This window comes from Denitrificimonas caeni DSM 24390 (assembly GCF_000421765.1).
Classification (GTDB): Bacteria; Pseudomonadota; Gammaproteobacteria; order Pseudomonadales; family Pseudomonadaceae; genus Denitrificimonas; species Denitrificimonas caeni.
The window spans coordinates 138,613-159,879 of the sequence record NZ_ATXQ01000005.1 but is presented as its reverse complement, the minus strand read 5'-3'; the positions used below and the strand labels follow the sequence as shown (position 1 = coordinate 159,879).

The following is a 21,267-nucleotide window of genomic DNA, read 5'->3' as shown; positions in this document are numbered from 1 at the left end:
AGAATGGCGCCTGTTTTTAATAGCTAGGTAACAGCATGCGTATAGGTCATGGCTATGATGTACACCGCTTTCAGATTGGAAGTTTTATTACTTTGGGCGGTGTGCAGATTGCACACAATAAAAGTTTTGTAGCGCACTCTGATGGCGATGTCTTATTGCATGCGCTGACTGATGCTTTATTAGGCGCTGCCGCCTTAGGCGATATTGGTCAGCACTTTCCTGATACTGATCCGGCCTATAAAGGTGCGGATAGTCGGCAACTGCTACGCAAGGTTGTTGTTTTACTCGATCAAGCAGGTTGGTCAGTCGGTAATGTTGACAGTACTGTTTTAGCGCAAGCGCCGAAAATGGCGCCGCACATCGTGGCGATGCGTGAAAATATTGCCGCCGATCTCAATATCGCTGTGGATCAAGTCAATGTTAAAGCGACCACCACCGAAGGTTTAGGGTTTGTCGGGCGTGAAGAAGGTATCGCAGCGCATGCTGTGGTGATGTTGGTTAAACAATGAATAGTTTAGAGTTGCTTGGCCCTTTAGCTTGGGGTGAGTCCTGCGGTACCGCACAACTAAAAGCCTGCGCTGAAGATTTTCAAGTGGACGAGGTATTGGATATTCCCTTGTCTGGCAGCGGTGAACACCTATGGCTATGGGTGGAAAAGCGTCTATTAAACACTGAAGAAGCTGCACGTCGTTTGGCTAAAGCTGCGGGTGTGTCATTACGACAAATCAGCTATGCCGGCTTAAAAGATCGTCAAGCCTTAACTCGACAGTGGTTTAGCATTCATTTGCCAGGTAAAAGCGATCCACAGCTGAGCGCGGCTGCGGGTGAAGATTTACGTATTTTAGATATCCAGCGCCACAGTCGTAAACTGCAGCGTGGCGCGCACTCGGCCAATGGTTTTACCATTCGCTTAACGGATCTAAAAGCTGATCATGTTGCCCTGCAAGAGCGTTTACAAACCATTGCAGCGCATGGCGTGCCAAATTACTTTGGTTTGCAGCGCTTTGGTGAAAACGGTAATAACCTGCTGGGCGCCCTTGAGTATGCGCAGCGCAACGAACTGCCGGTGCAGCGCAACTTACGTTCACGCTTATTATCCACCGGGCGTAGTGCGTTGTTTAATCGTGTCTTAGCTCAGCGTGTGCAGAGTTCGACTTGGAATACCGCGCAAGAGGGTGATGTGTTGGCCTTTACCGGCAGTCGTAGTTTTTTTATTGCAGGGCCTGACGAGTGCAATGACCCGCGCTTAGCTGAGCTTGATGTGCATCCCACTGGTCCGTTATGGGGAGAGGGCGAGCTAGCTAGTCAGGCGCAAACCTTGCACGATGAGCAGCAAGTAGCAGCAACGTTAGCACAATTATGTACTTGGTTGGAGCGTGCAAGTCTGCAACAGGAACGACGTATTTTGCGTCTGCCCGTGCGTGATTTAGCCTGGAGTTTCCCAACTGAAGACTGTTTACGGTTGCAGTTTATTTTGCCACCCGGCTGTTTTGCGACGGTGGTGCTACGTGAGTTGGTGGATCTTTTATCGGTAACTGAGGCGGTACATGCGTGCGAATTTTAATTGCTAATGATGATGGTGTGAATGCACCGGGTTTGTCAGCTTTACATGCAGCACTGAGTGACTATGCCAAGTGCTCGATTATCGCTCCTGATCAAGACTGTAGCGGTGCCAGCAGTTCATTGACCTTAGATCGCCCTTTGCATCCGCAGACGCTAAGTAATGGTTATATCAGCTTGAATGGCACTCCTACAGATTGCGTGCATTTAGGACTTAATGGTCTGTTACCAGATCCTATGGATATGGTGGTCGCTGGAATTAACTTAGGTGCTAACTTGGGTGACGATGTGCTGTATTCGGGGACGGTGGCAGCAGCACTAGAAGGACGCTTTTTGCAGTTGCCGTCTTTTGCCTTTTCTTTGTTGTCACGCCAGACGCATAACTTAGCCAGCGCGGCTTGGTTTGCCCGTCGCTTGATTGAGTCGCACAGCCATTTATCCTTAGCGCCGCGTACGGTATTTAATGTTAATGTGCCGGACTTGCCGCTTGAGCAAATCAAAGGCATTAAGCTGACGCGTCTTGGTCATCGCGCACGTGCGGCAGCGCCGGTACGTACGGTCAATCCGCGCGGTAAAGAATGTTATTGGTTAGCCGCTGCTGGCGAGGTGGAAGACGGTGCTGAAGGCACAGATTTTCACGCCGTCGCTCAAGGCTATGTATCGATTACGCCGTTGCAACTGGATCGTACATTTCATCCACAGATGGATGACGTCAAGCAATGGCTGGAGGGTGTGTTGTGAGTTTTCAGCAGGATGATATACAGCGCCGTGGGATTGGTATGACCTCGCAGCGTACTCGTGAGCGCTTGATTCAGCGTCTCTACGATGAGGGCTTAAGCAACTCAAAAGTACTGGAAGTGATCCGCCGTACTCCTCGACACCTGTTTGTTGATGAAGCTTTATCCCATCGCGCATATGAGGATACAGCGCTGCCTATTGGTAATAACCAGACGATTTCGCAGCCCTACATGGTGGGGCGCATGACTGAGCTTTTATTAGCCAATGGTCCTTTAGATAAAGTGCTTGAGATCGGTACCGGCTCTGGCTATCAAACCGCCGTTCTGGCGCAGTTAGTTGAGCGGGTTTTCTCGGTTGAGCGTATTCAGTCGCTACAAGAGCGGGCTAAAGAGCAGTTAGCCGAGCTGAACTTACGTAATGTGGTGTATCGCTGGGGTGATGGCTGGGATGGCTGGAATGCTTTGGCGCCTTATAACGGTATTATTGTCACAGCAGGAGCAAGTGAAGTGCCCCAAGCATTATTGGATCAGTTGGCTGTTGGTGGCCGATTAGTGATTCCTGTTGGTGAAGGTAATGACCAGCAGTTGTTGTTGATTGTGCGTGAAGAGCATGGCTTTGTGCGACATGCTCTGGAGGGCGCGCGTTTTGTTCCTTTGCTGAGCGGGACTTTAGCGTGAAAAACAAATTCTTATTATTTGTAAAAGGCATGGCCATGGGTGCAGCTGATGTTGTGCCTGGTGTCTCCGGTGGCACTGTGGCTTTTATTACCGGTATTTATGATGAGTTATTAGGTGCTTTGTCACGGATCCCAGAAGCAGTCTTGCTTCTTCTGAAAGGGCAAATAAAAAATGCTTGGCAATTGGCCAATGCTAATTTTTTGTTGATCTTGTTTGCTGGGATTTTGTTTAGCGTATTTAGCCTTGCGCGTTTGATTACTTGGTTGTTAGAAACTCAGCCGATTGCCTTGTGGTCATTTTTCTTCGGTTTGATTCTGGTTTCTTGCTACTTGGTCGGACGTGATATCCAGCGCTGGAATCTAAGTCGCTGGCTGGCTTTTGCTGTGGGTGCGGGCTTTGCTTGGTGGATTACAGTGGCTTCACCGATAGCTTGGGGGCATGACCCGCTAAGCTTATTTGTGGCTGGGGCCATTGCAATTTGCGCGATGATTTTGCCCGGTATTTCTGGCAGTTTTATTTTGGTGCTGATGGGGCTTTATCCAACGATTTTACTGGCTGTTAAACAATTTCAGCTAAGTGTTCTACTGGTTTTTGCTGGCGGCTGTTTGTTTGGTTTGCTTGCTTTTGCGCGTATTCTGCAAGCCGCTCTGCAGCGCTTTAGAGATGTAACCCTGGCATTGCTAACTGGTATTATGTTTGGCTCGTTAAATAAAGTATGGCCATGGAAGCAGACTATCAGTTGGCGCACTGATAGCCATGGCGTGGAAGTGCCAGTGTTGCAGGATAATCTTTCTCCCTGGCACTTTGCCGACATGTTTCAAGTGGATGCACAGTTGATGCCTGCCGTAATATTAGCGATCTTTGCTGTTGTCATTGTACTGGGGCTTGAGCGTTATGCTCGTCGATAAAAATACAGCAGTGCACCGTCAAATACTCAAGGAGTGCGGTTTGAAAGCAGTTCAATGCGGGTCATTAAGCCTGAAGATAGCGACTAGACGATGGTTGTTGCTAGTGCTATTAAGCAGCGTGCTAGTGGGTTGTGCAGGCAATTCAGGTAAAACACCTGTTGTTGACCGCAGTCACGGGGCCAAGCAGCGTCAGGCCAATCCTGTCACCAGCGGCCAATACATTGTGCAACGTGGTGACACCTTGTATTCGATTGCCTTTCGCTTTGGCTGGGATTGGAAAGCGTTAGCTGCACGCAATGGCATTCCTGCGCCTTATACCATTGTGCCTGGGCAAAGAATTCATTTCTCCAATGCGCCACGTGCGACAGTTGTCGCGAAAGCACCTGTTCGTACAGCGGCTAAAAGACCTGTTGCAACTGCGCCACCTAAGCCTGTATTGGTGCCTAAGCAAGAGCAACGTGTCACAGTTTCGAAACAAACTTCTACTCCCGTTTCTGCTGGCGGGCAAGGCAAATGGCTCTGGCCTGCGACTGGCACGCTGGTTGGCTTATATTCTTCAAACACTAGTTTGAATAAAGGCATTGATATCGCCGGTAAGCTCGGTCAGCCTGTGATTGCAACAGCGTCTGGCAGTGTTGTATATGCTGGCAGTGGTTTGCGTGGTTATGGCGAGCTGGTGATTATTAAACACAATGACACCTTCATCAGTGCTTATGGCCACAACCGACGTCTACTGGTCAATGAGGGGCAACAAGTTAAAGCAGGGCAGCAGATTGCAGAAATGGGTTCTACCGGAACAGATCAGGTTAAGGTGCACTTTGAAATACGTCGCCAAGGTAAGCCTGTAGATCCACTTCAGTATCTTCCAAAGCAGTAACTTATTGATCCTATTAAGCCAGTAGATGATTAACCTGCAGTTGTATTGACTGAATACGCTGCAAAGTATTGTCTGATATGGAATAGGATAATAAGACATGACTGGAATGGATTTAGCTCTACAGTATGTTGATAAGCGCGGACTTACGGAAGAGGACGATGCTTGTGTACAGAGCACGATGCAGTTAAGCGATGTTGAGCCGGCACTATATAAGCTGCCCAGCAGCACATCAGAGGCTCCAAGGTCTTTAGATGCGACGCAAATGTATCTGGATGCAATAGGCCTGCCACCGCTATTAACTGCTGAGCAAGAAGTGGCTTATGCACGCAGTGCTTTGCAGGGCGATAGTGCTGCGCGCGATAGGATGATCGAGTGTAATTTACGCTTGGTTGTTAGCATTGCTAAACGCTATCAGAATCGCGGCTTGACCCTGCTAGATTTAATCGAAGAGGGTAATTTAGGCCTGATTCGAGCCGTAGAGAAGTTTGATCCTGAGCGGGGGTTTCGTTTCTCAACTTACGCGACATGGTGGATTCGCCAATCAGTTGAGCGCGGCATCATGAACTCGGCCCGCGTTGTGCGCTTACCTGTGCATGTATCCAAAGAGCTCAATGCCTATCTAAAAGCAGTACGCGAACTTACTCAGCAAAGCAGTCAAGAGCCAAGCATTGAGGCCATTGCTAGCTATATCCAGCAGCCGGTCAGCTATGTTCAGCAAATGATTGAGTTTAACGAGCATGCACTGTCGCTGGATGCCGCCAATACCCATGATTCTGAAATGAATTTATTAGACATATTGGTGGATGAAAATAATAGTGATCCAAGTGATTTTATTCAACGCGATGATTTGGCTGCGAGTATTGAACAGTGGGTTGCTGCACTCAATGCTCGGCAAAGAGAGGTGGTAGAGCGACGTTTTGGTTTGCGCGGGCATGATTGTCAAACGTTGCAAGAAATTGGCAATGCAATGAGTTTGACGCGTGAGCGTGTACGGCAAATCCAAGTGGATGCTTTAACACGATTGCGTACGATGCTCGAGAGTAATGGTCTCTCCAGTGAGTTGTTATTTCACTCGTAGCTGTAGATTGAATAATCAGCCCTGTAACTAACCTTAGTGCAGGGCTTTGTTGTTTTTAAATCTGGCTCAGTGATTGGTCTTTTCAGAGTAAACGTATAGCCACTTATCGTTGCTGGGGATTTGCGCTAAACTGTCTGCCGTTTATACAACTACACACCGTAAAAGGAAAACGCCATGCAGTATGTAACCCCTGATCTATGTGATGCTTACCCTGATGTCGAGGTTGTCGAGCCAATGTTTGCCAATTTTGGTGGTCGCGACTCTTTTGGCGGTGAGATCGTCACGGTTAAGTGTCATGAAGATAACTCAGTGGTTAAGGCGCAAGTCGCACAACCGGGTCACGGTAAAGTGATGGTGGTTGATGGCGGTGGTTCATTACGTCGTGCACTGCTCGGTGATATGCTCGCGGAAAAAGCAGCACAAAATGGCTGGGAAGGCATTATTGTCTACGGCTGTGTGCGTGATGTTGATGTTTTAGCGCAAACTGATTTAGGCATTCAAGCATTGGCCAGTCATCCAATGAAAACCGATAAGCGTGATATTGGTGATTTGAATGTGGTCGTCACGTTTGCGGGAGTCACCTTCCGTCCTGGTGCGTTTGTCTATGCCGACAATAACGGCATTATTGTTTCAGCAACTGCACTGCGTATGCCGGAATAATAGGGTACTTATTGACTATGAGCATGCCGCATTCTGATCGACTTAGCCAAGGCTTGCTGCATGCTTTCGTGCTTGATGGCTATGGTAGTGCAGAGACGATAAGTTTTGCTCAGTTAGAAAACTTACAGCTTAGCGCGCAACAAAGTTTATGGTTGCATTGGGAGCGCAGTCATCTGCGTACAGAGCAATGGTTGCGTGAAAGCAGTGGCTTAAGCGAGTTCTCACGGGACCTTTTACTCGAGGAGAATACTCGGCCACGCTTGTTGCGCTTAGAGAATCAAGAACTGCTTTTGTTTTTACGCGCAATTAATCTTAATCCTCAAGCTGACCCAGAGGATATGGTTTCATTGCGTATTTTCGCCAATGCCAAACATCTTTACTCATTGCGCCAACGGCCCGTGCAGATCACCGGTGATTTGCTGAAGGCTCTTGAGAAAGGTCAGGGGCCTAAAAATACTGCTGAGGTACTGCTTTTTCTAGCGCAAAGCCTGACTGATCGAGTGGAGCGTGTCGTGAGCGACTTAGGCGACACAGTGGATCAAGAAGAGGCGCGAGCAGACAGCGATGAACTCTATATTCCTTCTCCTTTAGGCATGTTACAAGCACGGCGCACAGCGGCTAATTTACGCAGGTTCTTAGCGCCGCAAAGGGATGTCTTTTTAGCATTAACACGCACGCAGGAATCATGGTTTTTGGCTGATGATGCCATGTATTGGAATGAACTCAATAACCGCTTAACCCTACACCTTGAAGAGTTAGAGCTGACCCGTGAGCGCGTCGGTTTAATTCTTGAAACCGAACATCGTCGCCGTAATGAGCGGATGGGGCGTACTATGTATTTGTTGGCGATTATTACTGGGTTTTTCTTGCCGATGACTTTTGTGACTGGCTTGCTGGGAATTAATGTTGGCGGAATTCCCGGGTCTGAGCAGCCGTACGGATTTATCCTGTCATGTTTAGTGTTGGCAATACTGGCTTTTGGCCAGTGGCTATTTTTTCGCTGGCTGCGCTGGGTATAATGAAACAATAAGCGTTGCTTATATAAAACAATGCCCATTTCATAGGAATAAAGCTGATTATGGTGCACGACCCTTTTGAGCAGTCGCTGCGTGATATGCTTAATAAACCGCAAGCGCAAAGCAATGATGACGCCTCGCTTGATAAAGTGCTTAAAAAAGCCAATCGCCAAGTCGGTGCTGGTGCTTTATTCGGACTGTTTGGGCGTGCATTAGAGTCGGTGCTGATTGCATTAAGTAGTGGCTCTGAACATATAAAACCTGTATCGAATTTATCTGCAAAAGATATTGCTAATAAGGCTGAATAAATATGCAACTTGATTCTTGGACACAAAATCTCGTCGGAGCCATGAGTGGCTTGTGGGCAAAGATAGCTAACTTTATACCTAATTTATTTGGCGCTTTGATTTTAGTTATTTTAGGGTTCTTAGTTGCCAAGTTATTGGATACATTGCTTTCTAAACTCTTGGCCAAGGTCGGGCTGGATCGCTTGATGAGCGGTACAGGCTTGACTAAGTTATTGGCACGAGTCGGGATTAAGGCGCAGGTTTCAACCTTGATTGGCAAAATCGTATACTGGTTTGTCTTGCTGATTTTCTTGATTTCTGCAGCGGAGTCGTTAGGTCTTGAGCGTGTTTCTGCAACGTTAGATGTGCTGGCTCTGTATGTGCCGAAAATGTTCGCTGCCGCTTTAGTGCTGCTGGCGGGTGTGCTGCTGGCACAGCTTCTCAATACTATGGTTAGAGGCGCGGCAGAAGGTGTACGGCTTGAGTATGCGGCTGGTTTAGGCCGTATTGCTCAGAGCATGGTTATTATTATCAGTGTATCTGTGGCCATCGGTCAGTTGGAAATTAAAGCTGAGTTATTGAACTATGTGGTGGCGATTGTGCTCTTGAGCGTCGGCTTGGCTGGCGCTTTAGCGCTAGGCCTGGCAAGCAAAGGCGTTGCCAGTCAAATTATTGCCGGTATTTATGTGCGTGAACTTTATGAAATTGGTCAGCAGGTAAAAGTAGGTGATGTTGAGGGGCGCATTGAAGAAATGGGTACAGTGAAAACTATTTTGGTAAGTGATGCTGGCGAATGGTTTTATCTGGCTAACCGCGTACTGCTTGAGCAGCAGGTCATGAGTCGCTAAGTTTCTAAACAGAGTTTAAGTGACGATGCTCTCTATCGTTGTACGTAGCATTTACCTTGATAGCTGGTTTAATTTGTTTTGACTGACATTAAAGTGCCTTATCAGCGTTATGTACCGCAAGAACTCAGTGATGAGGAGCTTGTGGTGCATGCTAAAAACGAATTGTTTCACGTTACCCGCGCTTACGAAGAGTTGATGCGCCGCTATCAGCGCACTCTCTATAGTGTTTGCGCGCGTTACTTAGGCAATGAGCGTGATGCTGATGATGTCAGCCAAGAAATCATGCTTAAAGTGTTATATGGTTTGAAAAAGTTTGAAGGGAAGTCCAAATTTAAAACATGGTTGTACAGTATCACCTATAATGAGTGTACAACTCAGTATAGAAAAGATCGGCGTAAGCGCCGTTTGTTCGATGCGCTATCTCTTAATCCGCTGGATGAAGAAGTAGAGCCAGAGCCTATTGATACTAAGAATAATGACTTAGATCGCTGGCTTGTAGGGGTTAACCCTATTGATCGTGAAATTATTATTTTACGGTTTGTTGCAGAACTTGAGTTTCAAGATATAGCCAGCATTATGCATTTGGGCTTGAGTGCAACAAAAATGCGTTATAAGCGTGCAATTGATCGACTTCGAGAGAACTTTTCGCCTATAATAGGTGACTAAGAGTAATAGGTGTGCCAAGTATTTACTTGGTGCATTGGATAAACAAAGAAAAACGATGAGGAATAAACAACATGAAACTTAAAAGCACCTTGGGTTTGGCCATTGGTTCTCTGCTAGCTGCATCTTCCTTCGGCGCGTTCGCGCAAGGCCAGGGTGCTGTTGAAGCAGAAGCATTCGCTAAGCGTTACTTCACTGATAGCGTTCGTGATATGAGCAACGGTAACCTCTTCGGTGGTTCTGTTAGCTACTTCTTAACTGAAGATGTTTCATTAGGTTTGTCTTACGGTGAGTACCACGATATCCGTTCTGACGATCGTCAGGATTTCGGTGCACGTGGCCGTAAAAATGTTAAAGGCAACCTGTCTTCTTTAGACGCTACTTACCACTTCGGTACTCCTGGCGTAGGCTTACGTCCTTTCGTATCTGCGGGTGTTGGTCACCAGAGCCTAAGCAACTTGACTCCACGCACTGGTCGTGATCACACAACTTTCGGTAACGTTGGTGCCGGTGCTAAGTACTACTTCACTGAAAACGTATTTGCTAAAGCAAGCGTTGATGGTATGTACGGCTTTGACAACAACCAAGCTGAGTGGATGGCTGGTGTTGGCTTTGGTGTGAACTTCGGTGGTAGCACTAAGACTGCAGCAGCACCAGTTGCTGAGCCAGTTCCAGTTGAGCCAGTTGTTTACGAAGAAGTTGAAGAAGTAGCAGAAGCTGTTCGCGTTGAGCTAGATGTTAAGTTTGACTTTGACAAAGCTGACGTTAAACAAGACAGCTACAGCGATATCGAAAACCTCGCTGAGTTCATGAAGCAGTACCCACAAACAGCTACAACTGTTGAAGGTCACACTGACTCAACAGGTAATGCTGCTTACAACCAAAAACTGTCTGAGCGTCGTGCTGCTGCAGTACGTGACACTCTGGTTAATCAGTATGGCGTAGAAGCAGATCGCGTTAACGCAGTTGGTTACGGTAAAGATCGTCCAGTTGCTGATAACGCAACTAACGAAGGCCGTGCAATCAACCGTCGTGTAGAAGCATCTGTAGAAGCACAAGCTCAGTAATTAGCCTGTGTTATAAAAAACCCCAGCTTCGGCTGGGGTTTTTTTATGTTCTAGAGAATGTATGCAAATTTGTTATGCTTGTATTCTCAAGGCAGAATCGTTTTCTGAGCGCACAGCAAGAGGTTATCTTGGCCGAATGCGGCAAAAAAGTGATCAGTGCTAGCGAGTAATAGGTATAAAAGAGATTGTTCAGCGTTGCTTTACTTGATTTGCGTTACACAGCCGTCCGTGGCTGTGTTTGCTGGAGCAGATAAAGCTTAGGCTGTGCGACGACGGTACAGGGGTAAGCTTTGATCGTATGCCGCTTGGTAAGTAACAGAGAAGTCAGTCAAGCTTTGTAGCGCATCGACAGGGCAGCGGTCAGCACGGATTGCGTAGGCATCAAAGCCGCAGCGCTGCATAAAGAACAGTTGGTCACGGGCAACATCACCAATTGCACGAATCTCGCCAGTGTAAGCATAGCGCTCGCGCAGTAAGCGTGCGCTACTAAAGTGTCGACCATCAGTGAACACTGGGAAGTTCAACGCCACCACCGAAAAGTACGCAAGGTCTTCTGCCAAGTCTTCTACCGCTTGATTCGACTCCAGCCACACACCTAAAGGTTTCACTGCTTGCAGTTGGCTTTTATGCTCTTGCCAAAGTGCAAAAGGAATAATCGCCTGTTCAGTGCGCAGGGCTTCATCTAAATCCGCTTCAGCGCTAAGCAGCGTCCATTGATCATCAATAACCTGATCGTTCTTAATTATTGCTCGCATACACGCGCTCCTTAAATTTATCGATGCCAATGCGTTTGTATGTATCAATAAAGTGTTCTTCTTCGGTACGCTGTTCGATATAGACATCAATCAGTTTACTAATAACGTCAGGCATTGCATCTTGGGCAAAAGAAGGGCCGAGGATTTTGCCTAAGCTGGCTTCACGACCGCTGCTACCGCCAAGCGATACTTGATAAAACTCTTCGCCTTTTTTATCTACACCGAGAATACCAATGTGGCCAATGTGGTGATGACCGCAAGCGTTCATGCAGCCAGAAATATTGAGGTCTAAATCACCGATATCAAACAAGTAGTCGAGATTGTCAAAACGCTCTTGAATGGCTTCTGCTACTGGAATTGATTTGGCATTGGCAAGGGCGCAGAAATCGCCGCCTGGGCAGCAGATAATGTCGCTGAGCAGGCCAATGTTAGGTGTAGCAAAACCATGCTCACGCAGAACTTCCCAAAGCTCAAAAAGTTTACGCTGCTCAACATCCGCCAGCACCATATTTTGCTCATGAGTGTTGCGCACTTCCGAGAAACTGTATTGATCAGCCAGGTCGGCGATTTTGTCCAGTTGTTTTTCGGTGACATCACCCGGAGCAATGCCAGTTTTTTTCAGTGATAAAGTGACGGCCGCATAACCAGGCTTTTTATGTGCAACGACGTTGCGGCTGCGCCAGCGGGCAAAACCTGGATGCTCTGCATCTAAAGCAGCCAGTTCTTGATCTTGATCGCTTAACTCTAAATAAGCCGGATCAGTGAAGTGCTTAGAAACACGTTGCACTTCTGCTTCGGTCAGGGTGATTGGACCGTCTTTTAAATGTGCCCACTCTTCAGCGACACGCTCAGCAAACACCGTTGGCGTCAGCGCTTTAACTAAGATTTTAATCCGCGCTTTAAATTTATTGTCACGACGGCCAAAGCGATTGTAAACGCGCAAAATAGACTCTAAGTAGCCCAGCAGATGCTGCCAAGGTACAAATTCATTAATGCAGCTGCCGACAATCGGTGTGCGACCTAAACCGCCACCGACTAAAACACGAAAGCCCAACTCGCCAGCATCGTTGTGCACGGCTTCGAGGCCAATGTCATGTACTTCAATGGCCGCGCGATCGCTTGCGCAGCCATTGACAGCGATTTTGAACTTGCGCGGTAAGCGCGCAAACTCTGGGTGGAAGGTCGACCACTGACGAATAATTTCGCACCATGGGCGCGGGTCAATGCTCTCATCGCGCGCCACACCTGCGAACTGGTCGGTGGTGGTGTTACGGATGCAGTTACCGCTGGTTTGGATAGCGTGCATTTGTACGCTGGCCAACTCTTCTAGAATATCCGGTACATTTTCCAGGGCCGGCCAGTTCAGTTGCACGTTGGTACGCGTGGTGATGTGCGCATAGCCTTTGTCATATTTACGCGTGATGTCTGCTAGCTTGCGCAGCTGTCTGCTTGCCAGTAAGCCGTAAGGCACGGCAATACGCAGCATTGGCGCATGACGCTGTACATATAGGCCATTTTGTAAGCGCAACGGTAAGTACTCATCTTCAGTGAGTTCGCCAGCAAAATAACGGCGGGTTTGATCGCGAAATTGGCGTACGCGATCTTCAACGATTTGTTGATCGTAGTTGTCGTAAATATACATGGAGATCCCTGTATCAAGGCGCTGAAAGCGAGTGGCGTGTTATGCAGAATAGTGCATACAGTAGCAATCATTGCTTATGCGATAAAGTAATTATTTATCATAAGATGATTCTTTTTTGATATAAGGGCTGGCAAATCGGTACAGGCTGCGTTTGTGCGCAGATAGTTGGGCGACAGTATTGTCGCCCAACGCTGAGAGGGTTACTCGTCGTAGCCTAAAGCGGGGCTGAGCCAGCGCTCGGTGTATTCCATATCGTCATTGCGACGTTTGGCGTAGCTTTCTACCTGATCTTTTTCAATTTTACCCACAGCAAAGTATTGCGCATTGGGATGGGCAAAATACCAGCCGCTGACTGCTGCGGTTGGGAACATCGCATAGTGTTCGGTCATCTCCACGCCAAAATCTTTATTGGGGTCAAGTAATTCAAACAACGTGCCTTTTTCAGTGTGGTCAGGGCAAGCAGGGTAGCCAGGCGCTGGACGAATCCCTTTGTACTTCTCACGAATCAGCTCATCATTGCTAAGCTCTTCGCCAGTGTCGTAGCCCCAATAGTTGGTGCGTACTTGCTGGTGCAGCCATTCGGCGCAGGCTTCAGCTAAACGGTCAGCCAGTGCTTGCACCATGATTGCATTGTAATCATCGCCAGCAGCTTGGTAGGACTTAGCTAGTTCATCCACGCCAATGCCTGCAGTGACAATAAAGCCACCAATGTAGTCGGTAATACCACTGTCTTTTGGCGCAACAAAGTCGGCTAGGCACATATTTGGCTTGCCGTCAGTTTTCTCAATTTGCTGACGCAAATGATGCAGCATAGCGATTGGCTCGCCAGCCTCGTCATACAGTTCGATGTCATCATGCTTGACTTGATTGGCTGGCCAAAAGGCGAAAGTCGCACGTGCTTCGATCAACTTTTCATCAATCATTTTTTTCAGCAAAACTTGCGCTTCATCGAATAAGGTTTGCGCAGCCTCGCCCACCACTTCATCTTTAAAAATACGCGGGTACTTGCCGACCAAATTCCAAGAGATAAAGAAGGGGGTCCAGTCGATGTATTCAGCCAATACCGATAAATCGATATCGTAGAGGCGCTGAGTGCCAGTTATATTAGGTTTTGGCGCGTGGTAAGTGCTCCAGTCATAGTCTGGTTTATTGGCTAAGGCTTGCTCATAGGTCAGACGCTTAGTGCGCACGCTACGGGCAGCAATGCGCTCGCGGATTTCTGCGTACTCTTCACGAATCTTACGGGTGTATTCAGGCTTAAGCTCTTTAGACAGTAAGGTGGTGACCACGCCCACTGCGCGAGATGCATCGGTGACATAGACCACTGCATCATTGCTGTAATTGGGATCAACTTTAACCGCGGTATGCGCTTTAGATGTGGTCGCGCCGCCAATCAGCAGTGGCAGGTGGAAATTTTGTCGTTGCATTTCTTTGGCAACGTTGACCATTTCGTCCAGTGATGGGGTGATTAAGCCAGACAAACCAATAATGTCGCATTTTTCCGCAATGGCGGTTTTTAAGATTTTATCAGCAGGTACCATCACGCCAAGATCAACAATGTCATAGCCGTTACAACCGAGCACCACGGCCACAATGTTTTTACCAATATCGTGTACGTCACCTTTAACCGTGGCCATCAAGACCTTGCCCTTGGCTTCAGGTTTGTCGCCTTTTTCAGCATCAATAAAGGGCACTAAGTGGGCCACTGCCTGCTTCATTACGCGGGCGGATTTAACCACCTGCGGTAAGAACATTTTACCGCTGCCGAACAGGTCGCCAACGATGTTCATGCCGGACATCAAGGGTCCTTCAATCACTTCAATCGGGCGAGCAAATTGCTGGCGGCATTCTTCAGTGTCTTCCACGATCCACTGGGTAATGCCTTTAACCAATGCATGCTCTAGGCGTTGGTTAACATGCAGGCTACGCCACTCTTCGGTTTCAACTTCTTTCACCGAGCCATCACCGCGGTAGTCTTCGGCAATCGCCAGTAAGGCCTCGGTCGCGCCTGGGTGACGGTTAAGGATGACATCTTCTACTTTGTTGCGCAGGTCTGCAGGGATCTGATCGTAAATTTCCAGTTGACCGGCGTTGACGATGCCCATCGTTAAGCCATTCTGAATGGCGTAGTAAAGGAACACTGAGTGAATTGCTTCGCGCACCGGGTTATTACCGCGGAAGGAGAAGGATACGTTGGAGACGCCGCCTGAGGTCAGGGCGTATGGCAGGTTGTCGCGAATCCACGCACAGGCTTCAATAAAGTCGACAGCATAGTTGTTATGCTCTTCGATACCGGTCGCCACGGCAAAGATATTGGCATCAAAAATAATATCTTCTGGCGGGAAGCCGACTTGGTTGACCAAAATGTCGTAGGAGCGCGCACAGATTTCTTGTTTGCGCGCTGCAGTATCGGCTTGACCTTGTTCATCAAAGGCCATCACCACCACGGCTGCACCATAACGGCGGCAGAGCTTGGCGTGCTTAATAAACTCATCCACGCCTTCTTTCATTGAGATGGAGTTAACGATGCCTTTACCTTGAATGCATTTCAGGCCGGCTTCGATAATCTCCCACTTCGATGAGTCAATCATGATCGGTACGCGCGAGATATCCGGCTCACCCGCGATCAGATTGAGGAAGGTGACCATGGCTGCTTTTGAGTCGAGCATGCCTTCGTCCATGTTGATATCAATCACCTGAGCGCCTGACTCGACTTGCTGCAAGGCAACGGCGAGGGCTTCAGTGTAATTGTCTTCACGGATCAAGCGTGCAAAGCGGGCAGAACCGGTGATATTGGTACGCTCACCGACGTTTACGAACAGCGATTTACGATCAATAGTAAAAGGTTCTAGACCCGATAAACGGCAGGCTTTTGGAATATCTGGGATGATGCGCGGTGGGTAGTTCGCTACTTTGTCGGCGATGGCGCGGATGTGCGCTGGCGTAGTACCACAGCAGCCCCCGACAATATTTAAAAAACCAGAGGCCGCAAACTCTTCAATCATCGCAGCGGTTTCGGCTGGGGTTTCATCGTATTCAGCAAAAGCGTTGGGTAAGCCAGCGTTGGGGTGCGCAGAAACAAAAGTATCGGCTTTTTCTGAAAGTTCTTGCAGGTAAGGGCGCAGCTCTTTTGCCCCTAAAGCACAGTTTAGACCGACTGATAATGGTTTGCAGTGACGGATTGAGTTCCAGAACGCTTCAGTGGTTTGTCCTGACAAAGTACGGCCAGAGGCATCGGTGATGGTGCCGGAAATCATAATAGGCAGAGTTATACCGAGCTCTTCAAAAACACCTTCAACGGCAAATATCGCCGCTTTGGCATTCAGCGTATCGAAGATGGTTTCGATCATAATAATGTCAGCGCCGCCGTTGATCAGGCCGCGCGTGGCTTCGCTGTAGTTTTCCACCAAAATATCAAAGGTGACGTTACGAAAGCCTGGATTGTTGACATCAGGTGATAGTGAGCAAGTACGGCTGGTCGGGCCGAGCACTCCGGCGACAAAGCGTGGTTTGTCTGGAGTTTCTAAGGTTTTTGCATCAGCGACTTCACGAGCAATGCGTGCACCTTCAAAGTTCAACTCATAAGCGATCGCTTCAAGACCATAATCGGCTTGTGAGACTTGAGTTGAGTTAAAGGTGTTGGTCTCTAAAATATCTGCGCCAGCATCTAAATAGGCTTTTTCAATCTCTTGGATGAGCTTGGCTTGAGTTAAAATTAAAAGGTCATTGTTGCCTTGTAAATCTTTTGGCCAATCGGCAAAACGCTCGCCGCGAAAATCATCTTCAGTAAATTTATAGCTTTGAATCATTGTGCCCATACCACCATCGAGCACCAGAATGCGCTGCTGTAATGCTTCTTTTAGGGCGTGTTGACGTGCTAAATGGTTGGCCATGAGTAATTACCTAATCAGTGCTGGGTACAGATAAAGTCGGCAATCATAGCAAAACATCGGCATATATGAGTCATATGCTGGGTTATTAAGTGAATTTAGTCAGTGTTGAAGCGTTTTTCTTGATATATTTCAAAACTTTAAATTTGAAATAATGGCTTGCCGCACGATGAAAGCATTGTATTTGGGTTTTTTAAGCCTTGTTTTAAGTCTCTCGATCTATGCCGCCGAAACTGGATACAGTGAACATATTCAGCCGATTTTTACCGAGAAATGTGTGGCCTGTCATGCCTGTTATGACTCGCCTTGCCAATTGAACTTGGGCAGCGGTGAAGGATTGGTGCGCGGTGCGCATAAACAGCCAATTTATAATGGTGGGCGTACTAAGGCTCAGCAAACCACTCGATTGTTTATTGATGCACGACAGACTGAGCAGTGGCGCGAAAAAGGCTTTTTTGATGTGCTTAACCCGGGTCAGCCACAGGCTTCTTTATTGGCGTCGATGCTTGAGTTGGGAAAAGCGCAGCCCTTTGCCGCCAATAGCCGCCTACCTGATGATTTAGTACTTGGCGTAGCGCGCAAAGAGGAGTGCCCAGCCCCTAGTGAGTTTGCCAACTATGCGCAGAAAAACCCGCACAACGGTATGCCATTTGCTGTAACGGGTTTAACTGATGAGCAATACGCCAAGATTAAACAATGGCTGGAAGAGGGCGCACAGGTTGACTGGCAGCCTTGGCGTGCCAATTCAGCTGAACAGCAGCAAATTGAGCAGTGGGAAGCCTTTTTAAATGCGCCGGGCGCGCGCGAATCGATTGTCAGTCGTTGGCTCTACGAACACTTATTTATTGCCCATATCCATTTTGAAGGTGGTGATCAAAAGCATTTCTTCCAAGTTGTGCGTTCTTATACCCCGAGCGGTAAGGCGGTTAAGCAGATTGCCTCGCGCCGCCCCAATGATACGCCTGGGGTTAAAATGTATTACCGTTTTGTCCCTGTGACCGATGTGTTAGTGCATAAAACCCATATCACCTACGCCATGAGTCCAGACAAGCTCAAACATGTTAAAACATTGTTTCTGAGCGATAACTGGAGTACTGACAAAGTGCCTGACTATGGTGCTTTTTCACGCGCTAATCCATTTGCGACTTTTGCTGCAATTCCAGCGCAGGCGCGTTATCAATTTATGCTCGATGATTCCGAGTATTTTGTCCGCACCTTTATTCGTGGGCCGGTGTGCCGTGGGCAGATTGCTACTGATGTGATTCGTGATAATTTCTGGGTGTTTTTCCAAGATCCACAGCATGATATTTATCTGACTGATTCTGTTTATCAAGATAGGGCGACACCGCTGTTGGCAATGCCAGGGCAGTTTGATGAGATCAGTAATTTATTAGGATTGTGGCGCAGCTATAAGAAAAAGCGTAATGCCTACGAAAAACTACGTCTGAAACATTACCGTGAAGCTGAATTACCCGATTGGTCACACATCTGGGCAGGTAATGATCAAGCGTTGCTCAGTGTGTTTCGTCAGCACGACAGCGCTACCGTGCGCAAAGGCTTAATTGGCGAAATACCGCAGACCATGTGGATGATGGATTTTCCCCTGCTAGAGCGTACTTACTATCAGCTAGTGGTGAACTTTGATGTCTTTGGTAATGTGGCTCATCAAGCGCAAACACGCTTGTATTTTGATTTGATTCGTAATGGTTCAGAAGTGAATTTTTTACGTTTAATGCCACACGATGTACGTGAAAATATATTGAATGATTGGTATCAAAACAGCGGTAAGGTCAAGCTGTGGCTGGACTATACCGACATTGATGATGACACTAAAAGTGCGTTGGGCTTACCTAAGCGTAACAGTCTGCAGGTGTTTGCTCAGCGCGCCTTAAAGCGCTTTGAGCCAATCAATGCCAGACCTGATCCGATCAATCGTTGCCGTGGTGCTTATTGCCATCGTGACGGTTTAACTGCTGAAGCCGCTGCTGTTGAGCAGGCTTTGGCGCGTTTAGCAGGCCGCCCAGCAGCAGGCTTTAAAGCAATTAATTACTTGCCTGAGGCGAGCATGCTGCGCGTTGAGCTGGCGGATGGTGAGCGCGAGGTGTACAGCATTTTGCGCAACCGAGCACACAGTAATGTCGCCTTTATGAGTGCTGAATCATTCCGTTACCAGCCTGGTTTAGACACTTTGACCGTTTACCCAGAAGTGCTCAGCAGTTACCCCAACTTTATCTTCAATGTAAAAGCTGCCGATATTCCGACCTTTGTCAGAGCGTTAGAAATGGTCAGTGATGAATCTGGCTTTCGCAAGGTTGTTGAGCATTGGGGGATACGCCGCACCCATCCGCAGTTTTGGCAGCATTTTCATGACCTAAGCGAGCATATTCGTGAGCGCGAACCGCTTGAGGCTGGTGTACTGGATATGAACCGTTACGAGAATCTATAACAGCACAACCAAGCTTATATCGCTATAACGCTGTTTATCTGAATAGATTAAACAACGTTATAGCTCAGGCTATTGTTGATCGAAAAAGCGTTCATGCCATTCAACCAGAGGCATGGGCGCTTTTAGTTTCTCGCCGTAGATCACTGAGTAAGTCAGGACGTTTTGCACGTACAAACGCGTTTCATCGAAAGGGATGCTCTCTACCCAGACATCGTAAGGCAAATGCTTAGCATCGCGCAGCCATTGGCGCACACGGCCGGGACCTGCGTTATAAGCCGCTGACGCGAGTACGCGGTTACCGTTAAATTGCCCTAATACTTGGCTTAAATAGGCCGCACCAAGCTGGATGTTGATTTCTGGAATCACTGCGCTTTGTGGCGTGGCCAAGGGAATGCCATAGCGCTGCGCAGTTTCTTTGGCGGTGGCTGGCATCAATTGCATGAGGCCCATCGCGCCGACATGGGATTTGGCTTGAATCATAAAAGCACTTTCTTGACGGGTCACCGCAAACATCCAGCTGGAATGTAAGCCGCGGTTTTTAGCTTCTGTAACAAAATTGCTTTGATGCGCCATTGGGAAACGTATTTCCAGATCATCCCAATACTGAGCTTTACTAATGGTGCGAATAGCAGGGAAATACCAGCCCATATCATAGGCAATACGCGCTTGAGCGACTAGCTCATCACGACTTAAAAAGTTACTCAGGTGATACCACTCGCGATGTGCTTCGGTCATTTCGTCGCGGGCTTTAAACTCTAGAGCACGCTGCATGCCCGCCGCATTACGGACTTTTTGCATGGTCTTGGGCTGCAGAGCTAAGGCTTGGTGCTGGAGATGATAGGGCTGTTCAGTGCGATCCGCCGCCATAAAGCCATAAAAATCACGCTCACGCGCCAAGGGTTGATACAAAATTAAAGGTTGCTTACTGTTGGGTTGCGCCAGTTGTAGGCTGCGCGCCTGCCAGTACTTCCAGCGGTTAGTGCTAGCCAGATCTGCGGGTAATTGAGCGATCAGTTGGTAGGCTTCATCCCAGCGCCCTAGGCGCAGTAATAAACGTACGCGCCACTCGGTTAAATTACTGTTTTGCAGTTGTGGGTCGTACTTTTGCATAATCGGCAAAGCTTGCGCATCAAAACGCTTAGCCAGGCGTAAGCCAAGGTCGTTAGCGATAGTGAGTTGGTCTTCTGCGCTAAATGTCACTTGTTTTTCGTAATGCTTGAGCAGGCGCACGCTGGCATCTAAATCTTGAGTTGCGAGCTTGCGCAGGCCCAAAGCAATGACTTCAGCGCTTTGCGGATCTGTTGCGGTAAACAGCTGTGTTTGTTTGAGCTTCTCCGGTTTTTGCGCGACATCAACCAGCAGTTGGCCGCGCGCCTGACGCGTGGTCAAGAGCTTGATCAGATAGGTCGATACGCCATAGTTGCGTGCGTCAGTGGCAAGCTTTAAGCGTTGCCAGACTTTATCTTCGGTCATTTGCCCAGCGGCTCGCCAGCTGTCAAACAGTGGGTCGCAAGCATTGGGTTGTGACTGCGCGCTGAGCCAGAGTTTGTCTGCCGTGGCGAAAGCCGCTGCTGCTTGCCCACTTTGCAACTGGTATTGAGCAAAGCGACAGTCTAATTCAGTGAACTTTAATTCTGGACTGTAATAGTTAAGAAACAGCGGCCAGTGCTGACGCTCGCTGAGTAGGCGTAACCAGCGCAGTTTCATCCAGTTGATTTGCGGTAAGTCGCCGTGCTCAAGAAGAAATTTTTCGACCTCGTCATCGCTGGCTCTGGGCAGACGCTGAGTCAGCTCATCGTATGCAAGGTAAGGTGTTAAAGGGTAGTCACGAAGTGCCGCACGATTATGCAGATATGGCGCTGCATCATTTTTACTCAGCGCCAGTTTCGCTTGATTATAGAGGCTGCGTTGTTGTGTCAGTGAAGCAGCGCTGGCCGTCGATAAAGATGGAAAAAATGTAATCAACAATACGAGAGGTAGCAAGTAGCGACTGCGCATGAAAAATCCTACAAAAATAAATGCCCAGTAAAGCGCCCAAAGATGATCATCTTTATGACGAAGGCAGCATAGCTTATCTGCTTGTGTACGGCGGCGAAAGAGCTGCGGATCGGCCAAAATGCAGATACTTCACGCAGTGCAACGCGAATCTGTACAA

General features: G+C 48.1%; 18 protein-coding genes. 14 read left to right on the top strand and 4 right to left on the bottom strand.

The genetic code is table 11. The features are described from left to right. Positions 1-35 precede the first annotated feature (35 nt). The 13 genes from ispF to H591_RS0109205 all read left to right on the top strand — a co-directional run bounded on the left by ispF (position 36) and on the right by H591_RS0109205 (position 10,379). Positions 36-509: a 2-C-methyl-D-erythritol 2,4-cyclodiphosphate synthase gene (gene ispF, locus H591_RS0109265; RefSeq protein ID WP_022966672.1), complete on the top strand. Its 474-nt coding sequence runs from the start codon at positions 36-38 to the stop codon at positions 507-509. Then, entirely contained in the window at positions 506-1,564 is a 1,059-nt protein-coding gene (gene truD, locus H591_RS0109260) for a tRNA pseudouridine(13) synthase TruD (RefSeq protein ID WP_022966671.1), read from the top strand. Before ispF ends, truD begins: the two co-directional genes overlap by 4 nt. Continuing rightward, complete coding sequence (surE, locus tag H591_RS0109255; RefSeq protein ID WP_022966670.1) at positions 1,552-2,301, top strand: 5'/3'-nucleotidase SurE; 750 nt, start codon at positions 1,552-1,554, stop codon at positions 2,299-2,301. Before truD ends, surE begins: the two co-directional genes overlap by 13 nt. Further along, complete coding sequence (locus H591_RS0109250; protein WP_022966669.1) at positions 2,298-2,975, top strand: protein-L-isoaspartate(D-aspartate) O-methyltransferase; 678 nt, start codon at positions 2,298-2,300, stop codon at positions 2,973-2,975. Before surE ends, H591_RS0109250 begins: the two co-directional genes overlap by 4 nt. Next, entirely contained in the window at positions 2,972-3,883 is a 912-nt protein-coding gene (locus H591_RS0109245) for a DUF368 domain-containing protein (RefSeq protein WP_022966668.1), read from the top strand. Before H591_RS0109250 ends, H591_RS0109245 begins: the two co-directional genes overlap by 4 nt. A 40-nt stretch (positions 3,884-3,923) precedes the next feature. Further along, positions 3,924-4,760: a peptidoglycan DD-metalloendopeptidase family protein gene (locus H591_RS0109240; protein ID WP_232362428.1), complete on the top strand. Its 837-nt coding sequence runs from the start codon at positions 3,924-3,926 to the stop codon at positions 4,758-4,760. 97 nt (positions 4,761-4,857) lie between these two features. Beyond that, positions 4,858-5,838, top strand: a complete 981-nt coding sequence (rpoS, locus tag H591_RS15145) for an RNA polymerase sigma factor RpoS (RefSeq protein ID WP_022966666.1) — start codon at positions 4,858-4,860, stop codon at positions 5,836-5,838. 174 nt (positions 5,839-6,012) lie between these two features. Next, positions 6,013-6,498: a ribonuclease E activity regulator RraA gene (gene rraA / locus H591_RS0109230; RefSeq protein WP_022966665.1), complete on the top strand. Its 486-nt coding sequence runs from the start codon at positions 6,013-6,015 to the stop codon at positions 6,496-6,498. A gap of 23 nt (positions 6,499-6,521) precedes the next feature. Continuing rightward, the gene (locus H591_RS0109225; protein ID WP_028244319.1) at positions 6,522-7,517 is read left to right on the top strand and encodes a CorA family divalent cation transporter; all 996 of its coding nucleotides are present in this window, start codon (positions 6,522-6,524) and stop codon (positions 7,515-7,517) included. Positions 7,518-7,579: 62 nt separating this feature from the next. Further along, positions 7,580-7,822, top strand: coding sequence for a hypothetical protein (locus H591_RS0109220; protein ID WP_028244318.1), 243 nt, complete (start codon positions 7,580-7,582; stop codon positions 7,820-7,822). Between the two features lie 2 nt (positions 7,823-7,824). Beyond that, a complete protein-coding gene (locus tag H591_RS0109215) occupies positions 7,825-8,649 on the top strand; it encodes a mechanosensitive ion channel family protein (protein ID WP_022966662.1) in 825 nt (274 codons plus the stop codon). Positions 8,650-8,727: 78 nt separating this feature from the next. Further along, entirely contained in the window at positions 8,728-9,315 is a 588-nt protein-coding gene (gene sigX / locus H591_RS0109210; RefSeq protein WP_022966661.1) for an RNA polymerase sigma factor SigX, read from the top strand. A gap of 71 nt (positions 9,316-9,386) precedes the next feature. Beyond that, entirely contained in the window at positions 9,387-10,379 is a 993-nt protein-coding gene (locus tag H591_RS0109205) for an OmpA family protein (RefSeq protein ID WP_022966660.1), read from the top strand. 257 nt (positions 10,380-10,636) lie between these two features. On the opposite strand, the gene H591_RS0109200 is transcribed toward H591_RS0109205, so the two are convergent. The 3 genes from H591_RS0109200 to metH all read right to left on the bottom strand — a co-directional run bounded on the left by H591_RS0109200 (position 10,637) and on the right by metH (position 16,669). Beyond that, on the bottom strand, positions 10,637-11,134 hold the full coding sequence (locus tag H591_RS0109200) for a DUF934 domain-containing protein (RefSeq protein ID WP_022966659.1): 498 nt from the start codon (positions 11,132-11,134) through the stop codon (positions 10,637-10,639). Then, positions 11,118-12,776, bottom strand: coding sequence for a nitrite/sulfite reductase (locus tag H591_RS0109195; protein WP_022966658.1), 1,659 nt, complete (start codon positions 12,774-12,776; stop codon positions 11,118-11,120). Before H591_RS0109195 ends, H591_RS0109200 begins: the two co-directional genes overlap by 17 nt. 200 nt (positions 12,777-12,976) lie before the next feature. Then, entirely contained in the window at positions 12,977-16,669 is a 3,693-nt protein-coding gene (gene metH, locus H591_RS0109190; protein WP_022966657.1) for a methionine synthase, read from the bottom strand. Between the two features lie 166 nt (positions 16,670-16,835). Between metH and H591_RS0109185 the strand changes: the two genes are divergently transcribed. Then, complete coding sequence (locus H591_RS0109185) at positions 16,836-19,112, top strand: fatty acid cis/trans isomerase (protein ID WP_022966656.1); 2,277 nt, start codon at positions 16,836-16,838, stop codon at positions 19,110-19,112. A gap of 69 nt (positions 19,113-19,181) precedes the next feature. Here H591_RS0109185 and H591_RS0109180 read toward each other — a convergent pair whose 3' ends face one another. Next, on the bottom strand, positions 19,182-21,110 hold the full coding sequence (locus H591_RS0109180) for a transglycosylase SLT domain-containing protein (protein WP_022966655.1): 1,929 nt from the start codon (positions 21,108-21,110) through the stop codon (positions 19,182-19,184). Between the last annotated feature and the right edge of the window lie 157 nt (positions 21,111-21,267).

Excerpts from the sequence above, each read along its gene's own strand:
- H591_RS0109180 (WP_022966655.1), bottom strand. The coding sequence starts at position 21,110 with ATGCGCAGTCGCTACTTGCTACCTCTCGTATTGTTGATTACATTTTTT.
- rraA (WP_022966665.1), top strand. The coding sequence starts at position 6,013 with ATGCAGTATGTAACCCCTGATCTATGTGATGCTTACCCTGATGTCGAG.
- H591_RS0109205 (WP_022966660.1), top strand. The coding sequence starts at position 9,387 with ATGAAACTTAAAAGCACCTTGGGTTTGGCCATTGGTTCTCTGCTAGCT.
- H591_RS0109200 (WP_022966659.1), bottom strand. The coding sequence starts at position 11,134 with ATGCGAGCAATAATTAAGAACGATCAGGTTATTGATGATCAATGGACG.
- H591_RS0109185 (WP_022966656.1), top strand. The coding sequence starts at position 16,836 with ATGAAAGCATTGTATTTGGGTTTTTTAAGCCTTGTTTTAAGTCTCTCG.
- ispF (WP_022966672.1), top strand. The coding sequence starts at position 36 with ATGCGTATAGGTCATGGCTATGATGTACACCGCTTTCAGATTGGAAGT.
- H591_RS0109225 (WP_028244319.1), top strand. The coding sequence starts at position 6,522 with ATGCCGCATTCTGATCGACTTAGCCAAGGCTTGCTGCATGCTTTCGTG.
- metH (WP_022966657.1), bottom strand. The coding sequence starts at position 16,669 with ATGGCCAACCATTTAGCACGTCAACACGCCCTAAAAGAAGCATTACAG.
- H591_RS0109195 (WP_022966658.1), bottom strand. The coding sequence starts at position 12,776 with ATGTATATTTACGACAACTACGATCAACAAATCGTTGAAGATCGCGTA.
- H591_RS0109215 (WP_022966662.1), top strand. The coding sequence starts at position 7,825 with ATGCAACTTGATTCTTGGACACAAAATCTCGTCGGAGCCATGAGTGGC.
- rpoS (WP_022966666.1), top strand. The coding sequence starts at position 4,858 with ATGACTGGAATGGATTTAGCTCTACAGTATGTTGATAAGCGCGGACTT.
- truD (WP_022966671.1), top strand. The coding sequence starts at position 506 with ATGAATAGTTTAGAGTTGCTTGGCCCTTTAGCTTGGGGTGAGTCCTGC.